This window comes from Alteromonas naphthalenivorans (assembly GCF_000213655.1).
GTDB lineage: Bacteria > Pseudomonadota > Gammaproteobacteria > Enterobacterales > Alteromonadaceae > Alteromonas > Alteromonas naphthalenivorans.
In genome coordinates this window covers 3,003,628-3,029,910 of record NC_015554.1, presented here as the reverse complement: position 1 = coordinate 3,029,910, position 26,283 = coordinate 3,003,628, and the positions used below count along the sequence as shown (strand labels likewise).

Below are 26,283 nucleotides of genomic sequence, written 5' to 3'. Positions count from 1 at the left end.
TATGCGAATTCTCGGACTCTTTCTTTCAGTGACAATAATGGCAGGTTGTGCAAGCACTAACCAGCCACCGGTTCAAGCAAACGACCCGTCGTTTGCCCCAGTGGTACCTGATTATCCTCGTGAGAAGATTGTAGAAGATGGTTCGCTGTTCCGCTCATACATGGCCAATAGCTTGTATTCAGATATGACAGCTAGACGGGTTGGCGACATTATTACTATCACGTTGAGTGAAAATACCAACGCGAGTAAATCAGCTGGCACGTCGACATCAAAAGATACCACGGTAGATTTAGACACGATCACCGGATTAGGTGGCCAGCCGTTAAATATTGGGGGTCAATCTGTTCAGCTTGGCGTGAGTTCATCTAATGAGTTCGAAGGTGATGCAGCAACAAACCAAAGTAACAGTTTATCGGGAAATATCTCTGTCACCGTAGTGGAAGTGCTACCCAATGACAATTTAGTTATTCGCGGCGAAAAGTGGCTCACCTTAAACCATGGCGATGAATACATTCGTTTGACGGGTATCATTCGCTTATCTGACATTAGCCCCGAAAATGAAGTGTTATCGACAAAAATTGCCAATGCCAGAATTCAATATAGCGGTACGGGCTCTTTTGCTAGTGCGCAGGAAAAAGGCTGGCTTACGAAGTTTTTCACATCATCATGGTGGCCGCTTTAAGCGGGGCTAGGAGAATTATTATGCGTTTGTTTTCAGTAGTACTTATCGCATTAACACTGGTGCTATCTAGCAATGTTAATGCACAACGCATCAAAGACTTGGCAAGTATCCAAGGGGTGAGAAGCAACCAATTAGTAGGCTATGGCTTGGTAGTCGGTTTACCTGGCACTGGTGAACAGAGTCCTTTCACCGAGCAAAGCTTTCGTACCATGCTAAGTAACTTTGGTATTAGCTTAGATTCCAACACTAAACCCAAAATCAAAAACGTGGCAGCGGTGGCTGTTCACGCAGAATTGCCAGCATTTACTAAGCCAGGGCAAACCATTGATATTACCGTGTCGTCAGTTGGTGAAGCGAGTAGCTTGCAAGGCGGTACGCTGTTACAGACATTTCTTCGGGGTGTAGATGGCAAAGTGTATGCAGTAGCGCAAGGTAGCTTGGTAGTGAGTGGCTTTGGCGCACAAGGCGGTGATGGTTCGCGAATTGTGGTCAATACACCGACCGTAGGCCGTATTCCTAATGGCGCTATGGTAGAGCAAACCGTACCAAGCGGTTTCGCTAATGGCGATTCATTAACACTTAACTTGCATTACCCTGACTTTTCAACAGCAAAAGCGTTAGCTGATGTGATTAACGAGCGATTGGGTGCACAGCCAGAAAAAGGTTATTCCATAGCTACGCCGATTGATGCCGCGTCAGTGCGTGTATCAGCGCCACGAGATGTTGGTCAGCGAGTGGGCTTTTTGGCCACACTCGAAAATTTTGAATTCACGCCGGCCGATGCCCCTGCGCGGGTTGTTATTAATAGCCGTACCGGTACGATTGTGATTGGTCGAGACGTGCGTCTACTACCTGCTGCTATTACCCATGGCGGGTTAACGGTGACAATTTCAGAAAACCAACAAGTTACCCAGCCAAATGCGTTTGCAGATGGTGAAACGGTGGTGACAACACAGTCGATTGTTGATGTGGATTTATCAGACAGTCGCATGTTTTCTTTTGAACCGGGAGTGACACTGGATCAGCTAGTGCGAGCGGTTAATGAGGTGGGTGCTGCACCTGGTGATTTAATGGCGATTTTAGAAGCATTAAGGCAGGCCGGTGCGTTACATGGTGAATTGGTGATCATCTAATGGAAGCATTCAGCTCAAAAAATCAGCTTGATATGGCACGCAATGTTCACGATCTTGGCAGTATTAATAAAATGCGCGAGGCCATTGCTTCGGGTGATGAAAGTGTATTGCAAGAAGCGGCTGAACAATTTGAAGCCATATTTGTGCAAATGATGCTGAAGTCGATGCGTAAAGCGCAAGACGCCCTAGCAGATGAAGACAGCCCGTTCAATTCTCAACAAGTTAAATTTTATCGCGACATGCACGACCAACAGCTTGCAACCGATTTAACGGCAGGTGGCGGTATGGGGTTGGCTGACATTATCGTTAAACAAATGGGCCAATCCGAAGACAGTTATTTACCTGCCAGCGTTATTCGTAGTGATGGTAACTTGAATTCGTTGAACCGCGACCGTGTTGTCGCTGTAGAGCAAGCGCAAGAAACCGTGCTCGCTTCTGAATCTAAAGGGGTGAAATCAGCCGCAAAAGACAGCATGTTCGATACCCCTGAAGATTTTGTTGAAACTCTGCGCCCCTACGCTGAACAAGTGGCTGAAAAGTACGGTATGGATGCTAAAGCCATTATCGCGCAGGCTGCGGTCGAAACAGGTTGGGGTAAGTTCGTTATTCACAATGCCGACGGTGAAAGTTCGCACAATCTTTTTGGTATTAAAGCGAACTCGAAGTGGGAAGGCGAGCAAGCGGTTGTCGACACACTTGAATTTAATAGCGGTATTCCACAAAAGCAAAAAGCAGCTTTTCGTTCTTATGCGTCATTGGAAGAGGCGGTTAATGACTACGGTCGTTTTATTACCACTCAGCCCCGTTATCAGCAAGCGGTGGAACGAACCTCAGATGCACACAGTTATACGCGAGAACTACAAAGCGCTGGATATGCTACGGATCCTAACTACGCCAGTAAAATCATGGCGGTTTACCACAGCGATAGGCTTAACGGCTTAATGCCGTAAGAAGAGGGGTTTAATATATGAGCGCAGTTGATTTATTTTCCCTAGCCACCAGTGGTGTAAACGCCAGTAGTAAGCTTTTACAAACTACCAGTAATAATATTGCCAATGTAAATACGCCTGGGTACGTACGTGAACGCACCGAGCTGGTTAACAGTGATGTATTCGGTGTTGAAATCGGAAATACAGAGCGAATTATAAATGTATTTGCGCAAAACCAGCTTCGCCGCGATATAACTTCGGTAGGTGAGCTAGAGGCTTTTTCTTCCAAAACTTCAGCGATTGATACCCTTTTAGCCAGTGAGGCAAACTCTTTATCTAAAGGCATTAGTGACTATTTTGCAGCGGTACAAACTGCCTCAGACGACCCCACAAACTTAGCGTCTCGTGAACAGGTATTAGGGAAATCAGAGTCGCTGTATCAACGTATGAAAACCCTGTCAGATTACATGGTGGAAAAGGAAGAAGAGTTTAACCTTGAAGTCACGTCTTTAGTGAACAGAACCAATAGCTTGATTAGCTCTATTGGCGAACTCAACAAAAATATAGTCATTGCCAAAGGAAACAACACCAGCGACGAACCCAGCGCATTAATGAATAAACGAGATGCCGCCGTTGAAGAGCTTGCCTCTATTATGGCTATCGATGTGAAAGACAGTCAAAGTCAAAACGGTGCGATTACCGTGAATTTGACCACTGGCGAATCACTCATATTAGAAAACGGCGCGTTTAATTTATTCGAAATAAGTACCAGTGCAGATTCAACCAGCAAAGAACTTAAGTTAGAAACAGATTTTGGTTCTCAAACGAAAAACGATACTACCATCCGTATTGTTGAAAGTGACTTAGGGGGCAGCCTCGGCGGATTATTTCGTTACAGAAATGAAGTGCTAGGCACGGCTATGCGCGACGTAGGCCAGCTTTCTGTTACCTTTGCCGACGCAGTAAATACCCAAAACAAGTTGGGGATGGATTTAGACGGTCAACTAGGCGGCAATATCTTCGACATTCCTACTTTTAGGGGCTTAGAAACTCAAGATACCAGCGGAGACTATCAGGTCGTTGGGCAGCTTGTTGCTGGCAAGGGCGCTGAACTCACTGATGCCGATTATCAAATTGAAGTGACTGCGGTATCTGCAGGGGTTCCTAGCGAAATAGAAATTACTTTATTAAATCCTGATGGTACACCGCAAAAAGACGGATCTGGGAATGATATTGTTTATTCAAACTACACCGTTACTAGTGGCTTCAATGAATTACCAGGTGGTATTGAAGTAGAATTTGGCGGTACCTCCACCTATGCGGTTGGCGATGAATTCTTGATGCAACCGACTAAAACGATTGCATCATCCATTGAGCTAGCCACAAACAGACCTGAAGACCTCGCGTTTGCGGCGCCCGTAAGAGCTCAAGCAGATGCCACGAATTTAGGTAGCGCCAATGTAAGTGGGGTATCGATTACCAACACGGAAGTTGGCGGTGGTACCGAACAATCTGCATTTGATGGTGCAGGTGGAATACATGATTTAGCCAGCTCGCCAAGTGGTACATTTGGCGCGCCAGCTCAAATCGTCTTCACCGCAGAAGATAGCTATCAAGTGTTAGATGGAGAGACACCGCCAAATGTCATTACCAATGTGACGGGCGCAACGAATTTAAGCAACTTATTAGCACAGGCAGAAAGTAGTGGCAGTAGCCCAGCTTGGCCTGCAGCATTTTCATCACTAGATAACTACCCAGGTTACGACATCAGTTTAGATGGTGTACCTAAAGCAGGTGATAGTTTTACTATTAGTTACAACACTGATGGTTTCAACGACAACAGTAATGCACTTGAGATCGCAGCGTTGCAGAACGAGAATCTCGTGCAAGTGAGCAGTGAATCAACCAACCAGCAACGTACTTTTCAAGATGCCTATGCATCTATGGTCGGGCGGATTGGTGAAGACGCAGCCATGGCTGACATTTCGTTAACTTCAGCAGAGGCAATGAAAACCCAATCAGAAAATTGGTTTGAGTCAGTATCTGGAGTAAGTCTAGATGAAGAGGCGGCAAACCTGGTTAAGTTTCAGCAGTCTTATTCTGCCGCAGCACGAATTTTGAGCACAGCGCAAGAGTTGTTCGACACCATTCTAAGTGCGGCGAGGTAACAGATTATGCGTATATCGACGAGTCAAGTTTACGACCAAAGCATTCGCTCCATTATGGAAAACCAAGAAGGTTTGGTTAAAACGCAAGAGCAGTTAGCGACGGGTAAGCGGATCATTACGCCGGCAGACGATCCTGTGGGCGCTGCAAAAGTATTGCGCTTGACCGAAGAGCTTGATGGGCTGACGCAATTTCAACGAAATAATGATTTGGTAACAGGCTCTTTAGAACAGCAAGAAGCAGTGCTAACGAATATTACTAATTCGATTAACCGTGCTAGAACATTAGTCGTTCAAGCAGGCTCGGGTATTCTTGATGACCCTGATAAACGCGCTATCGGGGCTGAGTTAGAACAAATTAAGTTGGAAATATTCGACTTAATGAATACGCAAGATGCCGATGGCAATTACATGTATGCAGGTTATCAATCTGCGAACCAAGCCTTTACCTACAACCCCGCATCATCAGGAAATGCCATTACATTTTCAGGTGATGCAGGTGTAAGTTTTATTCAGTTATCGTCTAGCTCAAAGATACAATCTACCAGCAACGGTTATGAAGTTTTTGAGAACGTACTATCCCGTTTTGATTTCTCAGTAACCGGCAGTACAGTAGCCGATTTACAAAACACGGTGGTAAAAGAACAAGGTACGTTTGATACCTTTTTTAATAAGAATTATGACCCAGTGACCAGTGCTAATAATGACTATCAAGTGGAGTTTTTAGCATCAGGAGAAGCACAGTTAACTAATACAGGCACAGGCGCAGTTGTGGGAACGGTTGGCTACACTTCCGGTAGCCCATTTACTATCAAGGGTATGCAGTTTGAAGCGAGTGCTGCCGTTGGCGATACCATTAATTTTTCTTTGGATGCGCCTGAGAAAAAGAGTATGGCTCAATCGCTTCATGAAATTCAAACCATACTTATGGATAGCACCATTGATGATAGTGCGCTGCAAGAAGCCATTGCCGACTCATTAGTTGGGTTAGATAATGGGTTAGAAAAAATATCTCTAGAACGCGCCTCTATAGGTAGCCGTCTAAATATCGCTGAATCGACTTACGAAAGTAACCTTGATATGGAAATTGCAGCAAAGGCATCCCGTTCATCAATCCAAGATGTTGATTATGCAGAGGCCTCTACGGAATTTGCCAAACAAGAAACGGCACTCAATGCGGCATTGGCTACTTTTCCGCAAGTGTCTAATTTATCCCTGTTTAACTTCATTTAATAGGCTATTCATCCCTGACAATGTAGCAAGATATACTCGGGTTTTGTTATCGATATGATCTGAGTAATAAGAGACATACAGCGTGTCGTCTTGCCATACTAACCCCGGGTAACTATTGTCTCCTTTACTCGGTAAGGTCATCAGAAGTTTCAGCGAATAGTCAGTTGATGAAAGTAACCAAATTGCCGTTGTCAGACTTTTACCATCCCAGTTTCTGCCTGCTACCACATACGTATTTTCGGTAAGTGATAACATAACCGGCCCTCCAACGTACTGTTTCAAATCGTGCCATTTCCAATTGGTATAGGGCGGAGATGAGACACCTAGTTTGGCGCTGAAACTATCAGCATCTCGGCGTACAATCGCCGTTGCTTTATCAGTATCATCAAACAATATATGACTTTCATTTGGGTAGCCAAATGAGTGCTTCTCAAAAGAAATAGCGCCTTTCTTTTGAAGGTAAAGTTGTTTGCGTGGGTTGCCTACATACAAATCAATTCTTTGACTTTTGCGGTTATAGGCAAAACCATAAGCTTTGTCCTTGTTCCATGTGATGCGCCAAAGCCACCAACCGGAATGCCCAAAAAAATGAGGTGTTGACCAAGAATCTCCCGTGGTAGAAAAGTAACTCACCATTTTAGTAGTTACCGCGCCCGTATTTGCGTCTTTGTGCTTAGCGTAGGCTGTGATGATTAACTTTCGTCCATCAAAACAAAATTTTGGATCGCGTAAATCCCAAGAGGGTAGTGCCAGTCGCTGGTAAGTTTTCGCCCCTGAATCAATATTCTCTTTGCAGACAATTACAACGCCATCTGGGCTTATATGGTTCAAGGCTCGTCGATAGCAGCACAGTAGTGATTTGCGACTATTGTCGAAGGGATTTTCGATTAAATCAGTAAACGCGCAGTGCTCACCTTCCGATGAAATTCGCTCAACCGCGTTAATCTTCAAATTTATATTCACGCTAATACCCTTTTAAAAACCGTCTGTTATGTAATTTTAAACGGCAATTTTATACCGCACTACGGCAATTTTTGTAAATAATTCTAAAGGGAACTGCTGTTATGTCGATACAAACACTGAGAGAGCCAGTTCATCATTACCCCTCAGGTATTGGTGACTATTAAAATTGTAATAGCCGGATCCCCGGCAGCCAGCTCACGCTGGACTGAGAGTGTAGGAGAGACTTTATGTCTATGTTCGTCAATACCAATGTTTCCTCATTGAATGCTCAGCGTCAATTATTTGATGTAAGCAATTCTTTGGGTACGTCTTTTGAGCGTCTGTCTTCGGGTTTCCGTATAAACAGTGCTGCAGATGACGCCGCAGGTCTACAAATCACCGACCGAATGACTTCACAAGTTCAAGGTCTTAACCAAGCGGTACGTAACGCTAACGATGCGATCTCACTATCGCAAACTGCTGAAGGTGCGTTGTCTGAAACGACGACTTCTCTTCAACGTATTCGTACACTAGCAATTCAATCACAGAACGGTATCAACAGCTCTGCTGACCGTGTAGCACTTCAAAAAGAAGTATCTGCATTAAGAACTGAAATATCGCGTATTTCAACAACGACTCAGTTCGCTGGTGTAAATATATTGTCAGGTGACTTCTCTGCCAAGTTCTTGGTAGGTGCAAACGCTGGTCAAACGATTTCTGTAAATCTATCAAGTCAACCGCTTGCGAATGCTAATGTAGATGGTTTCAGTGCGACAGGTTTAGGAATTACTGGCGGCACTAATAACGTACTTACCAGTGAAAATGCATCTAGCATGTTAGCCAGTGTAGATAACGCTATTTCAGCGGTAGGTGGCCTTCGTGCTGACTTAGGTGCGCTTCAAAACCGTTTCCAGTCTACTATTCGTAACTTAAGTAACATCTCTGAAAACGTATCTGCGGCACGTTCGCAAATTAAAGATACTGATTTTGCCACAGAGACTGCTAACTTGACCCGTAACCAGATCCTACAGCAGGCGAGCACTACCGTGTTGTCTCAGGCGAATCAGCGTCCACAGGCGGCACTACAGCTTCTAGGTTAATACTCTAGTTGATAATAGTAAGAGAATGAGGCCAGGAGGTAGTGAACCTTTAACCTCAGTTGTTCCACAGTGATTTAATCCCAAAAAGGCCGATTTTTTAATCGGCCTTTTTTTATTTCTGCGAATTAAGTTATTGAACTAAATAGGTTTTTCAAAAAGATCAAAAAAACCTAAAGTAAATGGCTAACCGGTACGATAACTATAACAAAGGGAAGGTAAACATTACTTCCTCTCTTTAAGGCCTATAACGAATAATAAAAGCAATAATTTTATGGTGTTTTAAAGAGTGTTAATTGACTGCTAGGTTTTAGTTATTGTCAGGAGATCAATAGCTTAAAATTAGAAAAAACATTTTCATAAAGTTCTAAAGGAAATGGTGAGGTAAGTCGATAAAGAGTTAAGTTTGCTGATTGGCTGCTGACTGGCGAGAATGAAGCCAGGAGGTAGTGAGAGGTTTGAGGTCTGGAACAACAAACCCGACAGTCAGCAAAAGAGAAGTTTCCTTCTCTGTGTAACAAGCTTCACCGGGAGTGACCCGCTAAAGCGTCAGAATAAAATCCTGACAATTATGTGAAGCACAAGCTATGCCAAAATATTTAATTAAATCGCGCAAAAATAAAATCAATAGCGCAAAACTTAAACTGTTAGGAGACCTCTCATGAGTCTATTCGTAAATACTAATGTGTCATCGCTTAATGCGCAGCGCCAGTTGTTTTCAACAGGCAATAACTTAGATACTGCATTTGAACGTTTATCATCTGGTTTTAGAATTAACAGCGCCGCTGATGATGCTGCAGGTCTGCAAATTACTGACCGTATGACCTCGCAAGTTCAAGGCCTAAACCAAGCGGTACGTAATGCAAACGATGCGATTTCATTATCGCAAACTGCTGAAGGCGCAATGCAGGAAACAACGACCGCCTTACAACGAATTCGTACCCTTGCTATTCAATCGCAAAATGGTATTAACTCTTCTGCGGATAGATTAGCACTTCAAAAAGAAGTGTCAGCGCTTCGTACTGAAATTTCACGTATTGCTACCACAACCCAGTTCGCTGGCGTAGATGTACTCACTGGCGCATTTTCAGCTCGCTTCTTAGTAGGCGCAAATGCGGGACAAACAATTTCTGTTAACTTGTCGACACAAGCATTGGGCCGCGCAGGCATTAATGGTTTCAGTGCAACAGGCTTAGGAATTGTTGGTGGGAATAATGATGTATTAACAGAAACGAATGCATCAGCGCTACTTGGTTCAGTGGATAATGCGATATCTGCAATAGGTGGTCTTCGCGCAGACTTGGGTGCGCTTCAAAACCGCTTCCAGTCAACAATCAGAAACTTAAGTAATATTTCTGAGAACGTATCAGCGGCAAGATCACGAATTAAAGATACAGATTTTGCCACCGAAACGGCAGAGTTGAGCCGTAACCAGATTCTTCAACAAGCAAGTACAACTATCCTTGCCCAGGCAAACCAACGTCCACAAGCGGCATTGTCACTACTAGGATAAGAAGTAAATAAGGCGTTTTAATTGGGAAGGAGTTGAGAGGCCATCCCCTAATGAAGGAATGGCGGCCATTTAAGGCCGCCCCCTTTGAGAAAGCGCCGACTAACAGGACTGAGAGTGTAGAAGTGTTGGTTGAGAGGCCAGTTTATCCTACTAAAACCCTGCCAGCCGACTGAAACAGTATTTGCTCAATCTCCTAACGTGAGCAGATTGGCCGAGATTTAATGTCTCGGCCTTTTTTTTATTCTAAGCCGAAGCACCCTGCCAAACTGAAATCATTAACTTGAGCAAAATTAATGATTCACAAATACAAATGCACCTTCCATGCCAAGTGTAGTCATTTAATGTGTCAAACCTACGAATCATTGTTAAACCTAACGATGCCGCATTACCTTCAAAATAAATGTTGTCAGCCAAAATGTGAATCGATTTATCACTAATTGATTAGCATCTGTGTCTATTTAATGGCTAAAAAGACAAAAAAACATAAAAATAAAAAGATAATTAATTTATATAAATCAATAACTTAAATATTCTTTGAATTTATTTGAAAAAAAAAGCAAAAAAAAACTAAAGAAGCTAAAGACTTGGCCGATACCTATTGTTGAGGGGTAATGTAATTTACTTTGCAAGAGGAAGTTAGTCGGGAGTAGTGACCCAGCTAATTTGAACTGGAAGGGTTTGATGATAGCACATGCATCATTGAATCCCTAGGAGGTAATCTAATGTCTTTATTTGTAAATACTAATGTGTCATCACTTAACGCTCAACGTCAGCTTTTTGACGTAAGTGATAAATTGAACACGTCATTTGAGAGATTGTCATCTGGGTTTCGTATCAACAGTGCGGCTGATGATGCTGCTGGTCTTCAAATTTCTGACCGTCTAACGTCTCAAGTTGAAGGTTTGAACCAAGCTGTTCGTAACGCTAACGATGCTATCTCATTATCACAAACTGCTGAAGGTGCGCTAAGCGAAGTAACGTCTAGCTTACAGCGTATCCGTCAATTAGCAGTTCAATCACAAAATGGAATTAACTCTTCAGCTGACCGCTTAGCACTTCAAAAAGAAGTGTCGGCGCTTAGAACTGAAATTTCACGTATTGCGACAGATACGCAGTTCGGAAGCGTGAAAATTTTGGATGGCAGCTTCTCTGCTAAATTCTTAGTAGGAGCAAACGCTGGCCAAACCATTTCTGTTAACTTATCTTCAACTAACCTTGGTTCTATCAGCGGCTTTAGTGCGACTGGATTGGGCATTACTACCAATAGTGTTGCCACAGCTGATGGCGCGTCTTCGCTTCTGTCTGACGTAGACGCTGCAATATCAGGTATTGGGGCGGTTCGAGCTGACCTGGGGGCGCTTCAAAATCGCTTCCAATCAACTATTCGTAACCTAAGCAATATCAGTGAGAACTTGTCATCTGCACGTTCTCAGATTCGTGATACAGATTTTGCATCTGAAACTGCAGATCTGACACGTAATCAGATTATTCAGCAGGCATCTATTTCTGTACTAAGTCAAGCAAACCAGCGCCCTCAAACTGCGCTATCTTTGCTTGGATAAGCTATAATTTAATACCTTAGTTGGAATGTAACGGGTGCTTGCTTACTTGCAAGGGCCCGTTTTGTCGTTTCAAAAGGGGGGTGAAATAAGTGGAAATTGTAAATAATCAAACTGGTCAGGCTTTTGCATTAGCTTCTGAGTCAGCACCTGTGTCTAAAGTAGCATCAAACGAGAGCTCAGCGAAAGCGAGCAACGACAGCGAAAACAATAGTGCTGGCCAACAGCAAGCGAACAGTAGTCAAACCAATTCTGCACTAAAAAATGATGTGTCTAGTGTACAAAATTTGCCTCAAGGTTCTAATCCTTCAGCCGATAAAGTGTCTGGAGAAGAGAATCAAGCTTCGCTAGAGAATGCAGTTCAAGAAGTAGAATCATTCTTGCAAACGCAAAATAGGAATTTGGCGTTTTCTATTGATGACGAAACTAAGCGCTCGGTTGTTACTGTAAAAGATTCTGAGTCTGGTGATGTAATAAGACAAATACCCTCTGAAGAAGTATTAGCGCTTGCTGAACGTATTCAAGATTTGCAGCAAGACGTTGGTGACAGTGTAGGGGTATTTATTAACAATCGCGTCTAACAACCGTGTTTAACAACCGTGTTTAACAACCGTGTTTAACGAGGTAAGGTATGACAATTCAATCATTAGGGGTAGGTTCAGGTTTAGCACTTGACGACCTAGTTCAACAGCTTCTTACTGCTGAACGTCAGCCGAAAGAAGATCGGTTGAATGCAAAAGAAGAACAGATTGAAGCGGAAATCTCAGGCTTAGGTCAGATCAAATCCAAATTTTCTGATTTTAAAGATGCGGTTGATGATCTACGAAGCGATAACGACATTAACGGTCGTGAACCTACGATTACTAATCCTTCTGAAGACGATGATGTACTTTCTGCAGAAGCATCTAATTCTGCCCTTCGTGGTTCGTATGATATTGTGGTTGAGCAACTAGCCCAAGGCAGCCGAATTACTACCGATGATGGTGCGTTTACCGCAAGTTCAGATCCAGTACTTACGTCGGGTACCGGTTCACTGACATTTGATGTTGGCGGAAGCGACAGCTTCACGATTGATATTACTGCTGGTACCTCATTAACAGCGCTTAGAGAAAAAATTAATAACGCAGATGATAACTTTGGTGTAACCGCCAACATTATCGATACCGGCACAGCTGCTGGCCCTCGTTTAGTGTTTAGCTCTAGTGAAACGGGGACGGGCAATGATTTAGTTATTACCAATGATAATGGTAACGCCGAGTTAGATAGGCTTTCCACTACTGGTGGTGCAGGTAGCATCGACCCTGCGAATATCGAATCTGCACAGAATGCGATTGCTTATATAGACGGTATCGCGGTTGAAAGTGAATCCAATGAATTTGAAAACACCATTCAAAATGTGTCTTTTGAAGTTAATGAAATTTCGCCTAAAGACGCCGTCGGTGATTTTCTTTCTACCAAATTGGAAATTGGTTACGACAAGGAAGGCCTCGATAAAAAAATTCGTGATTTCGTAGAAAACTATAATAGTTTGATTGACGAAATAGGCCTGCTAACAAAATATGGCGAGTCAGAATTAGAAGATGATGGCGCATTGGCCGGGGATTCGCTTCTACGTGGAATTCAATCTGGCTTGGCCAGTATAGTGGGTGACAGCAACAGCGCATCTGCGTTGGGTGGCCTGTTCCAATTAGGCATAGAATTTGATGATGATGGTAAATTAGAAATTGGCACAACTGATTATGGATTGGGTTCAGGTGAAGATCGTCTTGCTGATGCTCTTGAAGATAATTTTGATGAAATAGCATCGCTATTTACTGATGATGATGAAGGTGTTGCGGTACGGCTTTATGAATTTGCTAACCAATATACCTCTTACAGCGGGTTGATTAGCTTGCGTGAACGGTCAGCCAAAGACGATAGAGATGATTTGTACGACGAGCGAGAGACATTGGAACTGAGAATGCTTAGTTATGAAGAAATTCTTCGTGATAAGTATCTGAATTTAGACCAAACTGTTGCTCAGCTAAACCAGACTAGTTCGGCATTACTTGCTTCACTAGGCTAAGAAGTTTTCGGAGATTTTATGGCACTTAAAGGCATTAACGCTTACCGCAAAGGTAACCTAAAACAAGATATAGCGTCTGCGGATCCGCATAAGCTTACACTCATGCTGCTTCAAGGCGCGTTGGATCGTATCGCCTACGCCAAAGGTGCAATGGAAAGAAAAGATCTTATCACCAAAGCAGATTTTATCTCTAAAACAAGTGCTATCCTCATGCATTTACGAGATACGTTAGACCTTGAAATTGGCGGTGAAGTAGCGCAGAACATGTTTAATCTATATGACTACATGATTCAGCGTTTAAATGATGCACATGTAAATAACGACTTGAAGTTACTTGACGAAGTGTCTAGCTTATTAACACCTATTCGAGACGCGTGGGTACAAATTCCTGAAACTGCAAAGCAAGAGGCCTTTGAAGCTCAGCGTCAAAATCGTCAAGCTATGTGAAGTGAAAATTAAACTAAATCATATTCATACTCCAGAATCTTTGAAACCTATCAACGATGAAATATCAATGATACTCGAAGAAGATGATGTAAACATAGGTAGACTTGGAGCCCTATGTGTAACGAGAGATAAGGAAATTCGGAAAACTCTTACAGCCTTATCATCTTGTTCTCGCAAGCAGTTTGCTGAAAAAGAATATGAAAAAAACCTTGAGCTTACCAATTTCGTCCAAAACCTGCTAAATTCTACGAAAGAACAGGTGCTGAGCATATCGCGTAGCAAAGAGGCGATAAAGAAGTATAGGTAAACATGTTAAATGATATTCGGTTTCACTTACATGAAAGCGACTTGGAACAAGCGCAAGTAGAGACCAGCATCGCGGCTAACTTACAGGTGCAAAAACATAGAAATATTGAAGCCTTAAAGCGGAATATTCCTTCTTTAGTTCCTATAGCAGTTGATGCGCCGTTGGGTTCCGTAACAATATTCTGCAATAAGCTTGGACGTATTAACATTTGTGATACGAACAGCGGCCAAGTCGTCTACGGTCTCAACCCTGAAAAAGATGCCAAAGATCAAGTTACTGCCGCACTTCTCAAACCTTTTAAAGTGACTCTCAATTCGTCAACGTCCGATAATCAACTACTAGTCATTTTAGGTCTGGGTTTAGGCTACCATTTGAGTCTGGTAATCGAGAAAACTTTGGCTTCGCACATTGTTGTTTATGAGCCTTATGTAGATTACTTTAAATGTTCTATGTCATCAATTGATTGGCAAAGCTTGTTCCAACTTGCTAAAAAGAAAAATATTTCGCTTTTCTTTCAGATCGGAAAAGATGCTCGCAACCTTTACCAGGACATAGAAGAGCTACTAGAGCATATTGATGTATCTTACTTTACGTTAATTAAACATTTAAACCATCCTGTCTTTGACGAACTTCAGAATTTACTTAGTACCTGCAGTTGGGAAGATATGAAAACATTTCAACCGGCGAGCAAACGAAACGATCTCGCAAGCTTTTTACCTTCATGGACCACTTTTCGCTATGAACAAACATGGAAGCCTTTAACGACAGATAATGAAGTCTATATTTCAAATTTGCGAATTCTCAAAGCGTATTTCCCTGCGCTCTACAACGAATTTGTGGACTACGATATCGCAGACTGGCGGCCTGTTGTCGATGAAAACGATAGTATTAACCTCTGTCACTTAAAAACAGGGGCTTTGTTTTATTCCATCAATCCTGTAGATGAAGCTGTTGAAAGGTTCAATTATTTTACTCGCTATCCACAAAAAGATGGCTTAATACTCGGGTATAAAGGTCAAAAATTAAAACACTATCAACATTACCAATTTGTGAAAAGTTGTGACCCGGTACTAAATAAACTCGACCATCAAGTCGGTAGCTTACCTGGCTCAGTGAAATCCCTCATATATTTTGGTTTAGGAACAGGGCATGAACTAAGCATGCTGGTAGAAAATTATACTATTAGTAAGTTATTTATATGCGAACCTAATCGAGATTTCTTCTATGCGTCACTTTTCAATGTCGATTGGGAGGCAGTGATTAAGTCATTTGATGCCGAAGATAAAAGACTATACCTAAATATCGGCGATGATGGCAGTCACCTAACTAGAGATCTTCTGGTGCAGTTCCAGTCAATAGGCCCATATGTGCTAGCAAGTACTTACTTTTATCAAGGTTATTATAATGAATTGTTGGTTAAAGCTGTTTCACAGTTAAGGGAACAACTTCAAGTTATAATAGCAATGGGTGACTATTTTGATAATGCTAAATATGGGATTGCACATACTCGCATTGCTATCGAAAGTGATATTCCTTTCCTCAAACAAGATGCTAGTCAATTCCTTAGTCTTGATGATAAGGATATTCCGGTTTTCATTGTAGGTAATGGCCCTTCATTAGACGACCTCATAGAATTAATAAAAGTAGAAAAGGAAAATGCAATAGTTGTCTCTTGTGGGACCGCGTTACAGTCACTCTATAATCACGGCATTGTTCCAGATTTCCATGCTGAAATAGAAACTAATAGGACAAGTTTTGATTGGGCAATGAGGATAGGAGATCTTGATTATCTTTCCAAGATTAGTCTCATAAGTTGCAATGGCATACATCCAGATACCTGTTCGCTTTATGGAAAAACCTATCTTGCTTTTAAACAGGGGGAGGCTTCGACAGTATCAATTACCGAATTGTATAAAACGCATAATTTTGCATTACTCGATCACTCTTACCCCACAGTATGTAACTTTGTTGTCGATTTCTTTACAAACATAGGTATGAGACAACTTTACTTTTTAGGTACTGATCTAGGATTTGTCGATGAGCGACATCACCACTCGAAACAGTCTGGTTATTATGACAGTTCAGGTAGTGAGCTTTATAATTATGCCGAAAGAAATAATACCTCCATAGTGGTGGCGGGTAATTTTCGAGCGTTTGTGAAAACGAAATTAGAATTCAAAATGTCTAAAACGGTAATCGAAACGACGTTAAATGCATCTAGAGCAGAAGCTTATAATTTGAGTGATGGTGCAAAAATAAATGGAGCAACTCCCTTACAAAAGCACAATGTGTTACTGATTAAGCCTAGCGGTGCTTCAAAAATAAAAACGTTGATGAATTTAAAAACAAAGGCCTTTAAACCGATTGTTAAAGAAGAATTCGAGCATCTATATAATGAAAGGTATTCATATAAAACTCTTCTTAAAGAGTTAGGTGAACTAATTGCTAAGATACCTGAATATGTAGAACAACGTGATGATGTTGAAGCGTTAGTTAGTTATCAGCGTGATAAACTAGTTGCCTCACTACTAAATAAAAAATCACTATTGTTTTATTACTTTAATGGAACAATTAATTACACTAACAGTGTATTAAGTAAAATCCTGAATATTACAGATGATGATGCTGTCGTTGATGCTGCAAATGCGGTCTTAAGTAATTGGTTACAATCTATTAAGAATATGCGGGATGTAATTTACTATGATGAATTAGGGCCTGATGGGTCTTCCACATTTGGTGGTAAGCGAAGATCGCTATCACTAACTCATTATAATGAAAAAAATGGTTCCGAAGTTATTGTACATAACCGGAATATTTTCAAGTTTGACTATACATTTTTATCTACTTTTTCTAGTAAAAGATCTGACAAAACACTAGCTCTACATATTGATTTTCATGAGCAGATCGAAGCTCAAGCTGATTATCATTGTAGCGTTATCGATTATACTCTAGCTGACCTCTCATTATTGCTAAACACACAAGGAAACTTTGTATATTTGCCCCTTTCAGAAGCTGAAAATACAGATGGTGTGTACTATCAAGATCATATAAGAGTAAATAGCGCTTTATTTTTATTGGCTAGTACCTTGCGCAACGTAGTTGCTATTCCCAAGCCCAATTATATTGATGATAGTCATATAGCTTTACCAGAAGAAATTGAGAATTTGAGTCGTTCTTGTTTTGTTTATGACACACCATTTTTCATCATTCTATCTCCAACGCAAATTCACGAAAGCGATAGAGTGCTAGGATGTGGAGATAGACTTGTTTATGTCCCATTACTCACTTTACGTAATTATTTGGGCAAGAAAGTGACCTTAAATGAATACGTTAAACTCTATGAGGGAAAGTAGAGAATGTATTTGACGTTTTCTGACTGGGTATCTGTTATTAAAGTAGATAATTCGTGAAGGATATATTGCCAGATATTGACTTCATTATTCCCTGGGTTAATGGGCAGGAAAAGAGGCACTTGGCTAAGAGGTTGCATTACCAAAGCGAGATATCGGATCTTGCAGAATATGATGTCGAACAATCTGTTAGTGATAAGCGCTTTTTCCAGTTTGATGAATTAAAGTATACATTACGTTCGATAAAGAAATATGCACCTTGGTATCGAAATATATTTCTTATAACTGACAACCAATCACCTCCGTTTTTAATGACTTCACAGCTGCATTTGGACAGAATTACTATTATCGATCATTGTGAGCTGTTTAAGCATCATGAGCATTTGCTTCCTACCTTTAACACACGCTCTATCGCAACAAATATTCATAAGTTACCTCAATTAAGTGAATACTTTGTGTACGGAAATGACGATTTTATGTTCAGTGCTCCTGTTGAGCCTTCGTTCTTTTTTAAAAATGATTTACCGGTAGTGATGGGAGAATGGTGCACTATTCCCGAAAACGAAAATGCGACTCTTTATCAACAAGGTATGATAAATGCTGCAAGATTGGAGGGGTATGCTAAAAGTAAGTTTATAACGCTAAGTCATGGGTTTCAGGCAATGAAAAAGTCGCTTAACGCTGAAGCTGAAGACACTTTTAAAGATGATTTTTTTCAAAATCTTACTCATCGATTTCGTCATCGAAATCAGTTTTTGGTTGAATCCTTAATGAATCACTTTTGCCACAAGCGTTACAATGTCCCCTTATCATCTGTTGAGCCAATGGTACACTTTAGTTTCGAATTGTGTAGATTCGCAGATAAGGAAAAAATCTACTTCCTATTTTCACTTTTGGAATCAGGAGCGCGTAGTATGTTCTGCCTAAATGAATATCAATCCTTGGAAGAAAGAATGCCTGAAATACGCCTTTTATTAGAGGCGCTATGCGGTGAAAAATTGAAAAGTGAAATGGACAATAGCTTATGATCCTTCATATTATGACGCTAGAAAAATTCACGCCGCTTTTTATACATTTTGTTGAAGAGAATATAGGCTGTAGGGGACACAAATTTGTTTTTATCACTAGCAAGCGCTTTCAGTATGGCTTAGAGGAAAAAGACAATGCAGAGTTTTTACATACTGACGCTGATTTTTGTAAACTTCGCAATTATATGTTCGAAGCGGAAAAAATAATCCTTCACAGTCTGAAAAGAGACAAAGTCCACAAAATTTTGCGACTAGAGCCTGCATTATTAGCAAAATCAATTTGGGTTATGTGGGGCGGAGATTTTTATTCACCTAGTTCTTATAATAATGATCATCTCTACGTAATCAAAAACGTGCCGTATATGGTTAATATTCTTGATGAAGAAATAACAATGGTCCAACGTATATATGGTTGTAAAGGAAAGCACATACGTACTTTTTTTTACAACACTACGTTGTACAGCCCTAAAAGCATAACTATAACAAAGAAGAAAAAAACGCCATTACATATTATGTTGGGGCATTCGGCAGTGCCCGAGAATCGACATATTCAGTATTTGGAAGTACTTAAACAAAAAGACGATGGCCAATTTATTGTTAAGTGTCCGCTGGTTTACCCCAACAGCAATGAAGATTACAAAGTGCAAGTGATAGAAAAAGGCAAGTCACTTTTTGGTGCTCGCTTTGAACCTTTACTAGAATTCATGCCTCTAGATGATTATTTACTATGGATGGAAACAGTTGATATAGCGATTCTGCCATCGTCCCGGCAGCACGGCATGGGAAATCTAGTGAATTTGCTTGGCAGTGGTAAGAAAGTCTTTATTGATGATTCAGTGTCGACATGGTCTTTTTTTAAGCGCTTGGGTGTGAGCTTATATAGCTTAGAGGAATTGGAATTTACTGCTTTAAATAACGACATTGCTGCCGATAACCATAAAACAATAGCAGGTTATTTTTCGAAAGAAAGGCTAACAAGAGACCTCAAAGCAATTTTCGATCTGCGGCTTGGCGAAGAACTTGAACTCGATATGGTGAAACATGACAGATAAAAATGAAATGATAGAAGAAACGCTCTCGGCCAATCGCTATGTTCATGCTTTTTTAGTGGAAAACGGAGAGTATGAAAAAAGTCCTCACTTCCGACCCGAAAACAGGGCGAAAGTCAGGGGTATTATTGAGGCATTAATCCCGCGTTTGCCGGCTTGTCACAAGCTACTCGATTTTGGGTGTGGTACTGGATTTATTTTATCTCTTAGCAATGATCTTTTTGACGAGTTAGTGGGCGTGGATATTACCGATGAAATGATGGAAAAAGTAGACCTCTCATCAGGCAATATAACGCTCCTCAACTGTCAAGCCGAAGCAACACCTTTTGAAGATAGTACCTTTGATATGGCGACAGCTTATTCATTTATGGACCACCTTTCGGACTACAGAAAGTTGCTCTCAGAAGCATACCGAGTGCTCAAGCCCGGCGGTATTTTCTACACTGATTTAAACCCAAATCGTGATTTTATTGTTGCCATGGAGAATGCTAATTCGAACTTATCGTCCGGCAATCCTTCTTCACTGCTATCTCGAGAAATATCCGGAGCGCTAAATAACGGCAATCATTATGAAGAAAAATTTGGATTAGATGCTTCAACATTATTAAAAGCAGAACCTGGGAAAACCCTAGCAAAGGGATTTGATGCTAGTGAAGTGAAAGCGTTTGCCCAGTCTCTTGGGTTTTCACACGTTGAACTTGAATATGAATGGTACATTGATCAGGGTAGATGGGTGAATAGTAAACCTGAGGGGCATGCAGAGGTGATTGACGAATACTTGTTGACACTGTTGCCTTTAACATCATCGCTGTATAAATATATCAGGTTTGTAATGATAAAGTAGGGTATTTAAATGCAAAATCTCCATCATCTTAAAGAGGAAATGGTAGATACCGGCGTTGTGGTGATTGATGACATTGTTGATACGGATACTGTATCTATCCTAAGGGCAGAACTCGAAGCGGCAATTGAAGAAGACTCATTAGTTCGAGATTCCGTGTTTGATGCCGGAATGGTCCACAATTGTATGTTACGAGGGGAGGCTATGTGTTCATTAATTCAGAATAAAAAAATTAATGATGTAATAGATGCTCTATTTACTCCTTATGCCATAATATATGCTTATCAATCTTCAAGCCTTTACCCTGGTAGAGGCAACTATGGTTCTCGCATTCATGTAGATTGCCCTCGATTTATTCCAAACTACATTACAAATTTAGGCGCTATTATAGCGTTAAATGATTTCACACAAGACAATGGCGGAACTTACTACCTACCAGGCTCTCATAAAAGTGAAAGCTTACCAGATCAGTCATTTTTTTATGAAAACGCAAAGCAACTGTCTTGCAACAGAGGCGCGCTAATTTTGTTTAATGGTAGATTAGTGCACGCTGCTGGGGTAAATAGAACTGACACGGCGCGACATGCTCTAACTATAAACTACTGTCGACCGTATATGAGACAACGCTTTGACTTTCCGAGGTTAATTTCCACAGAACAACTCAGACAATTTAACGACATAGGTAAGCGTCGAATCGGAATGGATGTAAGAATGCCTACGAGCTTGGACGAATTCTATTTACCTGCAGATAAACGACTTTATAAGCCAGGGCAGGAATGATACGCATGCAACGTTTGCTTATTTTTGGGGCTGGCTCTTTAGCAAAAATAATTAGTCAATGGCTGTTAGAGAGTGATAAATACTCTGTAGCGGCATTTGTGGTAGACGATGGTTATGAGAGTGACAAGTGTATCGCCGGCAACGCAATACCTGTTATTTCTTACAGCGAAGCAAAAAAGCAATATTCTGCTGCCGATATCCGCTTTGTTATTGCTGTTGGTTATAAATCGTTACGTAACCGCGCTCGGGTTGCAAAGCGAATAACAAACGATGGTTATTCACTGGAGAGTATAATTAGTAAAAGTGCATCAATAGATACAAGTGTTAAGCTTGGTGAGGGATGCATCGTTTTTCCCAATGTAACAATAGAGCCTTTTTGCGATATTGGTGCTAATAACATTTTCTGGTCTGGGACAATAATTTGTCATGATGTAAAAATCGGCGAGCATAATTTTTTTGCTGCAGGTAGTTTAATTGGCGGTGAGGTTTCTATTGAAAACTTATGTTTTTTCGGGTTCAGAAGCGTCGTAATACATCAGTTGACTCTAGCCTCAGAGACATTAATAGGTGCTGCTTCAATGCTAAGTTCCAATAGTGAATCTGCCGCCCAATACATAGGCACACCTGCTAAATTAAGAGGCTTTCACCATGAATATGGTATACAAATTTGAAAACCTTCGCTGTGAGCCAATCTAATTATTTACCGTGGAAAGGTTATTTTGACCTTATCAACAACGTAGATATTTTTGTTCTATACGATACCGTTCAATATACTAAAAATGACTGGCGAAATAGAAATCGAGTTGTTACTGCAAATGGAACTTCTTGGTTAACGGTGCCGGTCATTCAAAAGTCACTCAACCAACGTATTAATGAAGTGGAAATAGCCAATCAACACTGGCAAAGAAAACACTGGCTCACTATCGAACAAAGCTATAAGAAAACGCCTTTTTTCGCAAAATATTCGCCATTTATTAAACCGGTTTTCGAGCGAGACTGGAGTAAACTTTCTGAATTAAATGTATTTTTGCTGTCAGAACTTTGCCGTTTGTTAGGAATTAGCACAAAATTTGTCAATGCCGCTGATTTTAACCTTGAAGGTGATAAGAATATGAGGCTTATTCAAATAGCAAAGGAATTGGATGCTCAGCATTATTTAAGTGGGCCGGCGGCGAAAGATTACATTGATTTGAGGCTGTTTAAACAAGAAGGCATCGCAGTAAAGTGGATGGATTACACCAACTACCCAGTATACCCACAGCGGAGTATTAACTTTGAACATGGCGTTAGTATAATAGATTTACTATTTAACGTGGGGCCTAACTTCGACTCTTATATGCAAAGGAGTGTTCGTGAAAATACCTTTTAATTGGCCACATATGACAGGAAAAGAATTATACAATATTGCAGAGAGTCACTTTAACGGGCGACTTGCTGGTGATGGGCCTTTCACTAAAAAATGTCATGATTGGTTAGAAGTGAATGGTCATACGCACCGTGCGCTCCTTACAAATTCTTGCACTGCCTCTCTCGAGATGTCAGCATTGCTTTTAGACGTAAAGGCAGGCGATGAAATTATTATGCCATCCTATACGTTTGTTTCAACAGCAAATGCATTTGTTTTAAGGGGAGCGACCCCAGTATTTGTTGATATTAGACAAGACACGCTTAACCTTGATGAAACAAAAATTGAAAGGGCTATTACGAATAAAACCAGAGCTATTGTGCCTGTTCATTATGCTGGGGTAGGGTGCGAAATGGACAGTATACTTGATACTGCAGGGCATTACGGTTTGTCCGTTATCGAAGATGCAGCGCAAGGCCTTATGGCTACTTATAAAGGTAAGCCTCTAGGTAGCCTTGGAAAGTTAGGGGCATTTAGTTTTCATGAAACCAAAAATATTATTTCTGGCGAAGGTGGTGCCTTGTTCGTAAATGATCAAGCCCTTGCAGAAAAGGCAGAGATCATTCGAGAAAAAGGAACAAATAGGAGTCAGTTTTTTAGGGGAGAAGTGGACAAATATACTTGGCAAGAGGTTGGATCGTCTTATCTGCCAGGTGAGTTAATTGCTGCGTTTTTATGGGCGCAGTTAGAAGATGCTGAGAAAATCACTGAAGCACGGCTACGAAGCTGGGATTACTATCATTCGCTATTAGCTGATGCAGAATCGCAAGGGTATTTGAATAGACCAATTATACCTTCCGAATGTGGACATAATGCCCATCTTTATTATGTGATACTACCCGAACATATAGATAGAAACCGTATTCTATTCAAAATGAAAACCGCAGGAATTGGCGCAGTATTTCACTATGTGCCGCTTCACAGCTCCCCCGCAGGGAAAAAGTACGGTCGTGTTTCTGGAGAATTGAGAAATACCGAAGTATTGTCCAAACAACTAATTCGCTTACCTTTGTGGGTGGGGCTCTCGAAAGAACAACAAGAAACGGTTGTTCAAGTTTTACTTGATGCTTTGCGAAGCAACATCAACGTTTAATGCGACAAGTCAAATAAACACACATGTTCCTCTTAACTACAGATTCAATTCATATTTTTCCATTAATTTTGAAAAGGACTTATGTTTGAGAAACGAGAGATAACTTTAAGTAATAATAGTCGTACAGCATGTAGTGGGTAAACTAGCCCACATTTTAGTGAGCGGGATGCCTATAGAGTTGCTAATCATTAAACGCGTTCAAGTGCGAAACTCTGTCGCTCATCTATGTCCATTGTAATATACTTAATGCGCCATTCGTATGTTTTACAAAACTCATATACAGCCTCAATAACGCCATATCTACTGCGTTTAGACCAGTTACCCATACAATAGTCATGACCTGCAATGATACCGCCTGGTTTAATTTTGGTGTTATAAGCAGCAAGTTCTTTTTTCGTAGTTGCATAACCATGTGTTGTATCTATATAGACCCAGTCGAAATAATTATCTTCAAAATCATCAACTGCTTTTAAAGACGTATTTCTGTGTATTTGACAGCTACCACTTTCTATTGCGTCTCGGAATTTATGCTTAACTGATTGGAACAAATGCTCACCGTAGCGTTCACTGTCCCAAACGTCTACTAAATGAAGTTTTTTAGGGTTTAGCTTGGCAATAATTCGTTCTGAAAAGTCCCCCGCTGCGACACCTAGCTCAACACCGATACTGTCAACGGGAAGTTGCTCTAGAAGTATTTCGCGGTTTTCTAATAGTATAGTCCCTTCAATGTACTTTCTAGGTAGTGTATTTAAAGAGGGAAGGGACGATTCTTGTATGTTACCCAAGATTGTAGTGTATTCCGAGGCTACCTCTAAAATACTGGGTAAAGTATCTACGTCTATGGCATTTTGTATATTATGAGCTTTTAAATTTTCAAATATAGTAGTAGAGAAACTGCTTGCTACGATTATATAATTGTACTCAATCTCACTGAGGGAAGATAAGTGAACAATCGGTTTCCCCAAAAAAAAACCACCTTGCTTATTAACGTCGCTATCCACAAATCCCAGTATTTTATATTCTAACGCAAGTGCAGGCAGGTTCAGTAGTGCTTTACTGCCAGTTCCATAAATATAGATATTTTTCATGACTTACCTTTTTTATCTTATTTTTGATTGAGTGACTTAACTAAAGCAATAATTTGTGGAGATGATAAATCTTCATTTATCTTCAGAGTGCTGAGTAAAGTAGCACAAGGCCGTGATACAGGATGTCCAATTATATTAAAAAGAACAGTTAGCAATTGTTCAGTATTGAAGACAAGCTCGCCCGCTATAAATAAGTCGTCTGAAACTAATGTATGACCTCTCAATTTTCTATATTTGTCCAGATCATATTGAAAGTAAACAATTGGTTTTTGGGTTAGCAAAAAATCATACGCGATTGATGAATAGTCAGTAATTAAGGTTTCTGCATCTGCCAGCCAAGGATATATATTCTTTCCACTGGGGTATAAATAAAGGTGAGGGTACGAAGGCAGAGCTTGCACATTTTCACTATCAGGCAGCGCCATGGCATCGCCAAATTGCCTTGAAATAAAAGGGTGAAATTTTAAAACAAAAGAGCGTTTATTTTTTTCGCACCATTCGTTTATCTTATCTAAATCTAATGGGTAATCGTTATCTCCCCAATCGCGGTAAGTAGGGGCATAAACAATAATACTGCCTGTGGTATTTTGAATATGCGTCAATGTGCTAAGCGGCTCGGCGTTGATCCAGTCTCGTTCTTGAGGTAATTGACTAAAAACGTCATTTCGAGGGTAGCCGTAATCTAAATAGCGTCTGGCCCTAAAAATAGTGGGAAAGATGTGTTCGTTAAACCATGATGAACTAGATATGAAAGCATCATCACAAATGTCAGGGTAATGAATATTTCCGCTCAGCGCTTTATAAGGTAACCCGTGCCATAGCTGTATGACAGGAATAAACCTTCTAAAAAGGGTGAAGGTATTACCGGTGAACTCATGGTCTACCACCATTTTTTTAGCCCGCACCATGTGCCACAGCCCCTGAAGCGAAAACAAGCGTAATAGATGGTTGTCGTCATCCAGCATGGTTAAATCTTGCTTTATGTCTCTGCCTATCAACCAAGGTTCATCAGGGTGTTGTCTACGGTGTTGTCGGTATGCTAACAGCATGTTGGTATCGAAAAATTGTTCCGCGTAGTACACATAGCCTCGTTGAGGCACCATGCTTCTCAATACCTTGATGGTGAATGAGAATAAGGTAAACCGTAATGACTTAAATTTCTCGCTTATAGGCGTTTTGTACGGTCGAATTGTCGAGCGAAGGTTCGTGCCACCCTTTGGGGATGAGTTTGGAGCTTGAGTTGTGGCGAGGCTCTCGCTTTCAACCGAGGTATAAAGCTGATTTGGGCTAAACCCTCTTGCTATGAGCCCTTTGGCGACACCGTGTGTGTAAGGGCCGCTACAAATAATAACCATGGCATCAGGTTTTGATTGAGCGTGCGAGTTTATAATTCCATCGGCGTGCTTTAAATTGTCAGCAAGCCCGCAGACATTGTACCCTTGGGACGTTAGTGCACTCGCAAGCGCCCTTCCTGCTGGGTTGGCGGGCGCTACGTATACTGGTTGTGAGGTATTAATATTACTCTGCATAGTAATGCGTTCTCGTTAAGCTCTCGCCAATGCGTGTCTAATCCGTAT

At 41.0% G+C, this 26,283-nt stretch carries 23 protein-coding genes; 20 read left to right on the top strand and 3 right to left on the bottom strand.

What is annotated here, in order from left to right:
• Position 1: 1 nt before the first annotated feature.
• Genes flgH through flgL form a run of 5 tightly spaced genes read left to right on the top strand, consistent with a single transcriptional unit; the run spans position 2 to position 6,142 of the window.
• A complete protein-coding gene (gene flgH, locus AMBT_RS13270) occupies positions 2-682 on the top strand; it encodes a flagellar basal body L-ring protein FlgH (RefSeq protein ID WP_041453000.1) in 681 nt (226 codons plus the stop codon).
• Positions 683-702: 20 nt separating this feature from the next.
• On the top strand, positions 703-1,815 hold the full coding sequence (locus AMBT_RS13265; RefSeq protein WP_013785143.1) for a flagellar basal body P-ring protein FlgI: 1,113 nt from the start codon (positions 703-705) through the stop codon (positions 1,813-1,815).
• Positions 1,815-2,765, top strand: coding sequence for a flagellar assembly peptidoglycan hydrolase FlgJ (gene flgJ, locus AMBT_RS13260; RefSeq protein WP_013785142.1), 951 nt, complete (start codon positions 1,815-1,817; stop codon positions 2,763-2,765). The genes AMBT_RS13265 and flgJ overlap by 1 nt, the downstream gene beginning before the upstream one ends.
• 17 nt (positions 2,766-2,782) lie before the next feature.
• On the top strand, positions 2,783-4,912 hold the full coding sequence (flgK, locus tag AMBT_RS13255; RefSeq protein WP_013785141.1) for a flagellar hook-associated protein FlgK: 2,130 nt from the start codon (positions 2,783-2,785) through the stop codon (positions 4,910-4,912).
• A 6-nt stretch (positions 4,913-4,918) separates the two neighbouring features.
• Positions 4,919-6,142, top strand: a complete 1,224-nt coding sequence (gene flgL, locus AMBT_RS13250) for a flagellar hook-associated protein FlgL (protein WP_013785140.1) — start codon at positions 4,919-4,921, stop codon at positions 6,140-6,142.
• Here flgL and AMBT_RS13245 read toward each other — a convergent pair.
• Positions 6,119-7,105: a hypothetical protein gene (locus AMBT_RS13245; RefSeq protein WP_013785139.1), complete on the bottom strand. Its 987-nt coding sequence runs from the start codon at positions 7,103-7,105 to the stop codon at positions 6,119-6,121. The two genes, flgL and AMBT_RS13245, sit on opposite strands and share 24 nt — an antisense overlap.
• A gap of 227 nt (positions 7,106-7,332) precedes the next feature.
• Between AMBT_RS13245 and AMBT_RS13240 the strand changes: the two genes are divergently transcribed.
• From AMBT_RS13240 to rffA, 15 genes are all read left to right on the top strand, one after another.
• Complete coding sequence (locus AMBT_RS13240; RefSeq protein ID WP_013785138.1) at positions 7,333-8,184, top strand: flagellin N-terminal helical domain-containing protein; 852 nt, start codon at positions 7,333-7,335, stop codon at positions 8,182-8,184.
• Positions 8,185-8,842: 658 nt separating this feature from the next.
• A complete protein-coding gene (locus AMBT_RS13235; RefSeq protein ID WP_013785137.1) occupies positions 8,843-9,694 on the top strand; it encodes a flagellin N-terminal helical domain-containing protein in 852 nt (283 codons plus the stop codon).
• A 722-nt stretch (positions 9,695-10,416) separates the two neighbouring features.
• Entirely contained in the window at positions 10,417-11,256 is an 840-nt protein-coding gene (locus tag AMBT_RS13230) for a flagellin N-terminal helical domain-containing protein (protein WP_013785135.1), read from the top strand.
• An 89-nt stretch (positions 11,257-11,345) separates the two neighbouring features.
• Complete coding sequence (locus tag AMBT_RS13225; protein ID WP_013785134.1) at positions 11,346-11,834, top strand: flagellar protein FlaG; 489 nt, start codon at positions 11,346-11,348, stop codon at positions 11,832-11,834.
• A 50-nt stretch (positions 11,835-11,884) separates the two neighbouring features.
• Positions 11,885-13,318 (top strand): flagellar filament capping protein FliD, encoded by a 1,434-nt coding sequence (gene fliD / locus AMBT_RS13220; RefSeq protein ID WP_013785133.1) that lies wholly within the window; start codon positions 11,885-11,887, stop codon positions 13,316-13,318.
• A gap of 18 nt (positions 13,319-13,336) precedes the next feature.
• The gene (fliS, locus tag AMBT_RS13215) at positions 13,337-13,765 is read left to right on the top strand and encodes a flagellar export chaperone FliS (RefSeq protein ID WP_013785132.1); all 429 of its coding nucleotides are present in this window, start codon (positions 13,337-13,339) and stop codon (positions 13,763-13,765) included.
• Position 13,766: 1 nt separating this feature from the next.
• Positions 13,767-14,072, top strand: coding sequence for a hypothetical protein (locus AMBT_RS13210; protein ID WP_013785131.1), 306 nt, complete (start codon positions 13,767-13,769; stop codon positions 14,070-14,072).
• Positions 14,073-14,074: 2 nt separating this feature from the next.
• Positions 14,075-17,425, top strand: coding sequence for a motility associated factor glycosyltransferase family protein (locus AMBT_RS13205; RefSeq protein WP_013785130.1), 3,351 nt, complete (start codon positions 14,075-14,077; stop codon positions 17,423-17,425).
• Positions 17,426-17,478: 53 nt separating this feature from the next.
• Positions 17,479-18,450 (top strand): stealth family protein, encoded by a 972-nt coding sequence (locus AMBT_RS21965; RefSeq protein WP_013785129.1) that lies wholly within the window; start codon positions 17,479-17,481, stop codon positions 18,448-18,450.
• Positions 18,447-19,502 carry a TDP-N-acetylfucosamine:lipid II N-acetylfucosaminyltransferase family protein gene (locus AMBT_RS13195; protein ID WP_013785128.1) on the top strand — a complete coding sequence of 352 codons (1,056 nt, stop codon included), beginning with the start codon at positions 18,447-18,449 and terminating at the stop codon, positions 19,500-19,502. Before AMBT_RS21965 ends, AMBT_RS13195 begins: the two co-directional genes overlap by 4 nt.
• On the top strand, positions 19,492-20,343 hold the full coding sequence (locus tag AMBT_RS21960) for a class I SAM-dependent methyltransferase (RefSeq protein ID WP_013785127.1): 852 nt from the start codon (positions 19,492-19,494) through the stop codon (positions 20,341-20,343). Before AMBT_RS13195 ends, AMBT_RS21960 begins: the two co-directional genes overlap by 11 nt.
• Positions 20,344-20,352: 9 nt before the next feature.
• Positions 20,353-21,120 (top strand): phytanoyl-CoA dioxygenase family protein, encoded by a 768-nt coding sequence (locus AMBT_RS13185; RefSeq protein WP_013785126.1) that lies wholly within the window; start codon positions 20,353-20,355, stop codon positions 21,118-21,120.
• Positions 21,121-21,125: 5 nt separating this feature from the next.
• On the top strand, positions 21,126-21,791 hold the full coding sequence (locus AMBT_RS21955; RefSeq protein WP_013785125.1) for an acetyltransferase: 666 nt from the start codon (positions 21,126-21,128) through the stop codon (positions 21,789-21,791).
• Entirely contained in the window at positions 21,788-22,489 is a 702-nt protein-coding gene (locus tag AMBT_RS13175) for a WbqC family protein (RefSeq protein ID WP_013785124.1), read from the top strand. The genes AMBT_RS21955 and AMBT_RS13175 overlap by 4 nt, the downstream gene beginning before the upstream one ends.
• Positions 22,473-23,618, top strand: a complete 1,146-nt coding sequence (rffA, locus tag AMBT_RS13170) for a dTDP-4-amino-4,6-dideoxygalactose transaminase (RefSeq protein WP_013785123.1) — start codon at positions 22,473-22,475, stop codon at positions 23,616-23,618. Before AMBT_RS13175 ends, rffA begins: the two co-directional genes overlap by 17 nt.
• Before the next feature lie 188 nt (positions 23,619-23,806).
• Here rffA and AMBT_RS21950 read toward each other — a convergent pair whose 3' ends face one another.
• Together AMBT_RS21950 and AMBT_RS13160 are read right to left on the bottom strand one after the other, a co-directional pair.
• The gene (locus tag AMBT_RS21950) at positions 23,807-24,706 is read right to left on the bottom strand and encodes a class I SAM-dependent methyltransferase (RefSeq protein ID WP_013785122.1); all 900 of its coding nucleotides are present in this window, start codon (positions 24,704-24,706) and stop codon (positions 23,807-23,809) included.
• Positions 24,707-24,723: 17 nt separating this feature from the next.
• Positions 24,724-26,235: a CDP-glycerol glycerophosphotransferase family protein gene (locus AMBT_RS13160; RefSeq protein ID WP_013785121.1), complete on the bottom strand. Its 1,512-nt coding sequence runs from the start codon at positions 26,233-26,235 to the stop codon at positions 24,724-24,726.
• Between the last annotated feature and the right edge of the window lie 48 nt (positions 26,236-26,283).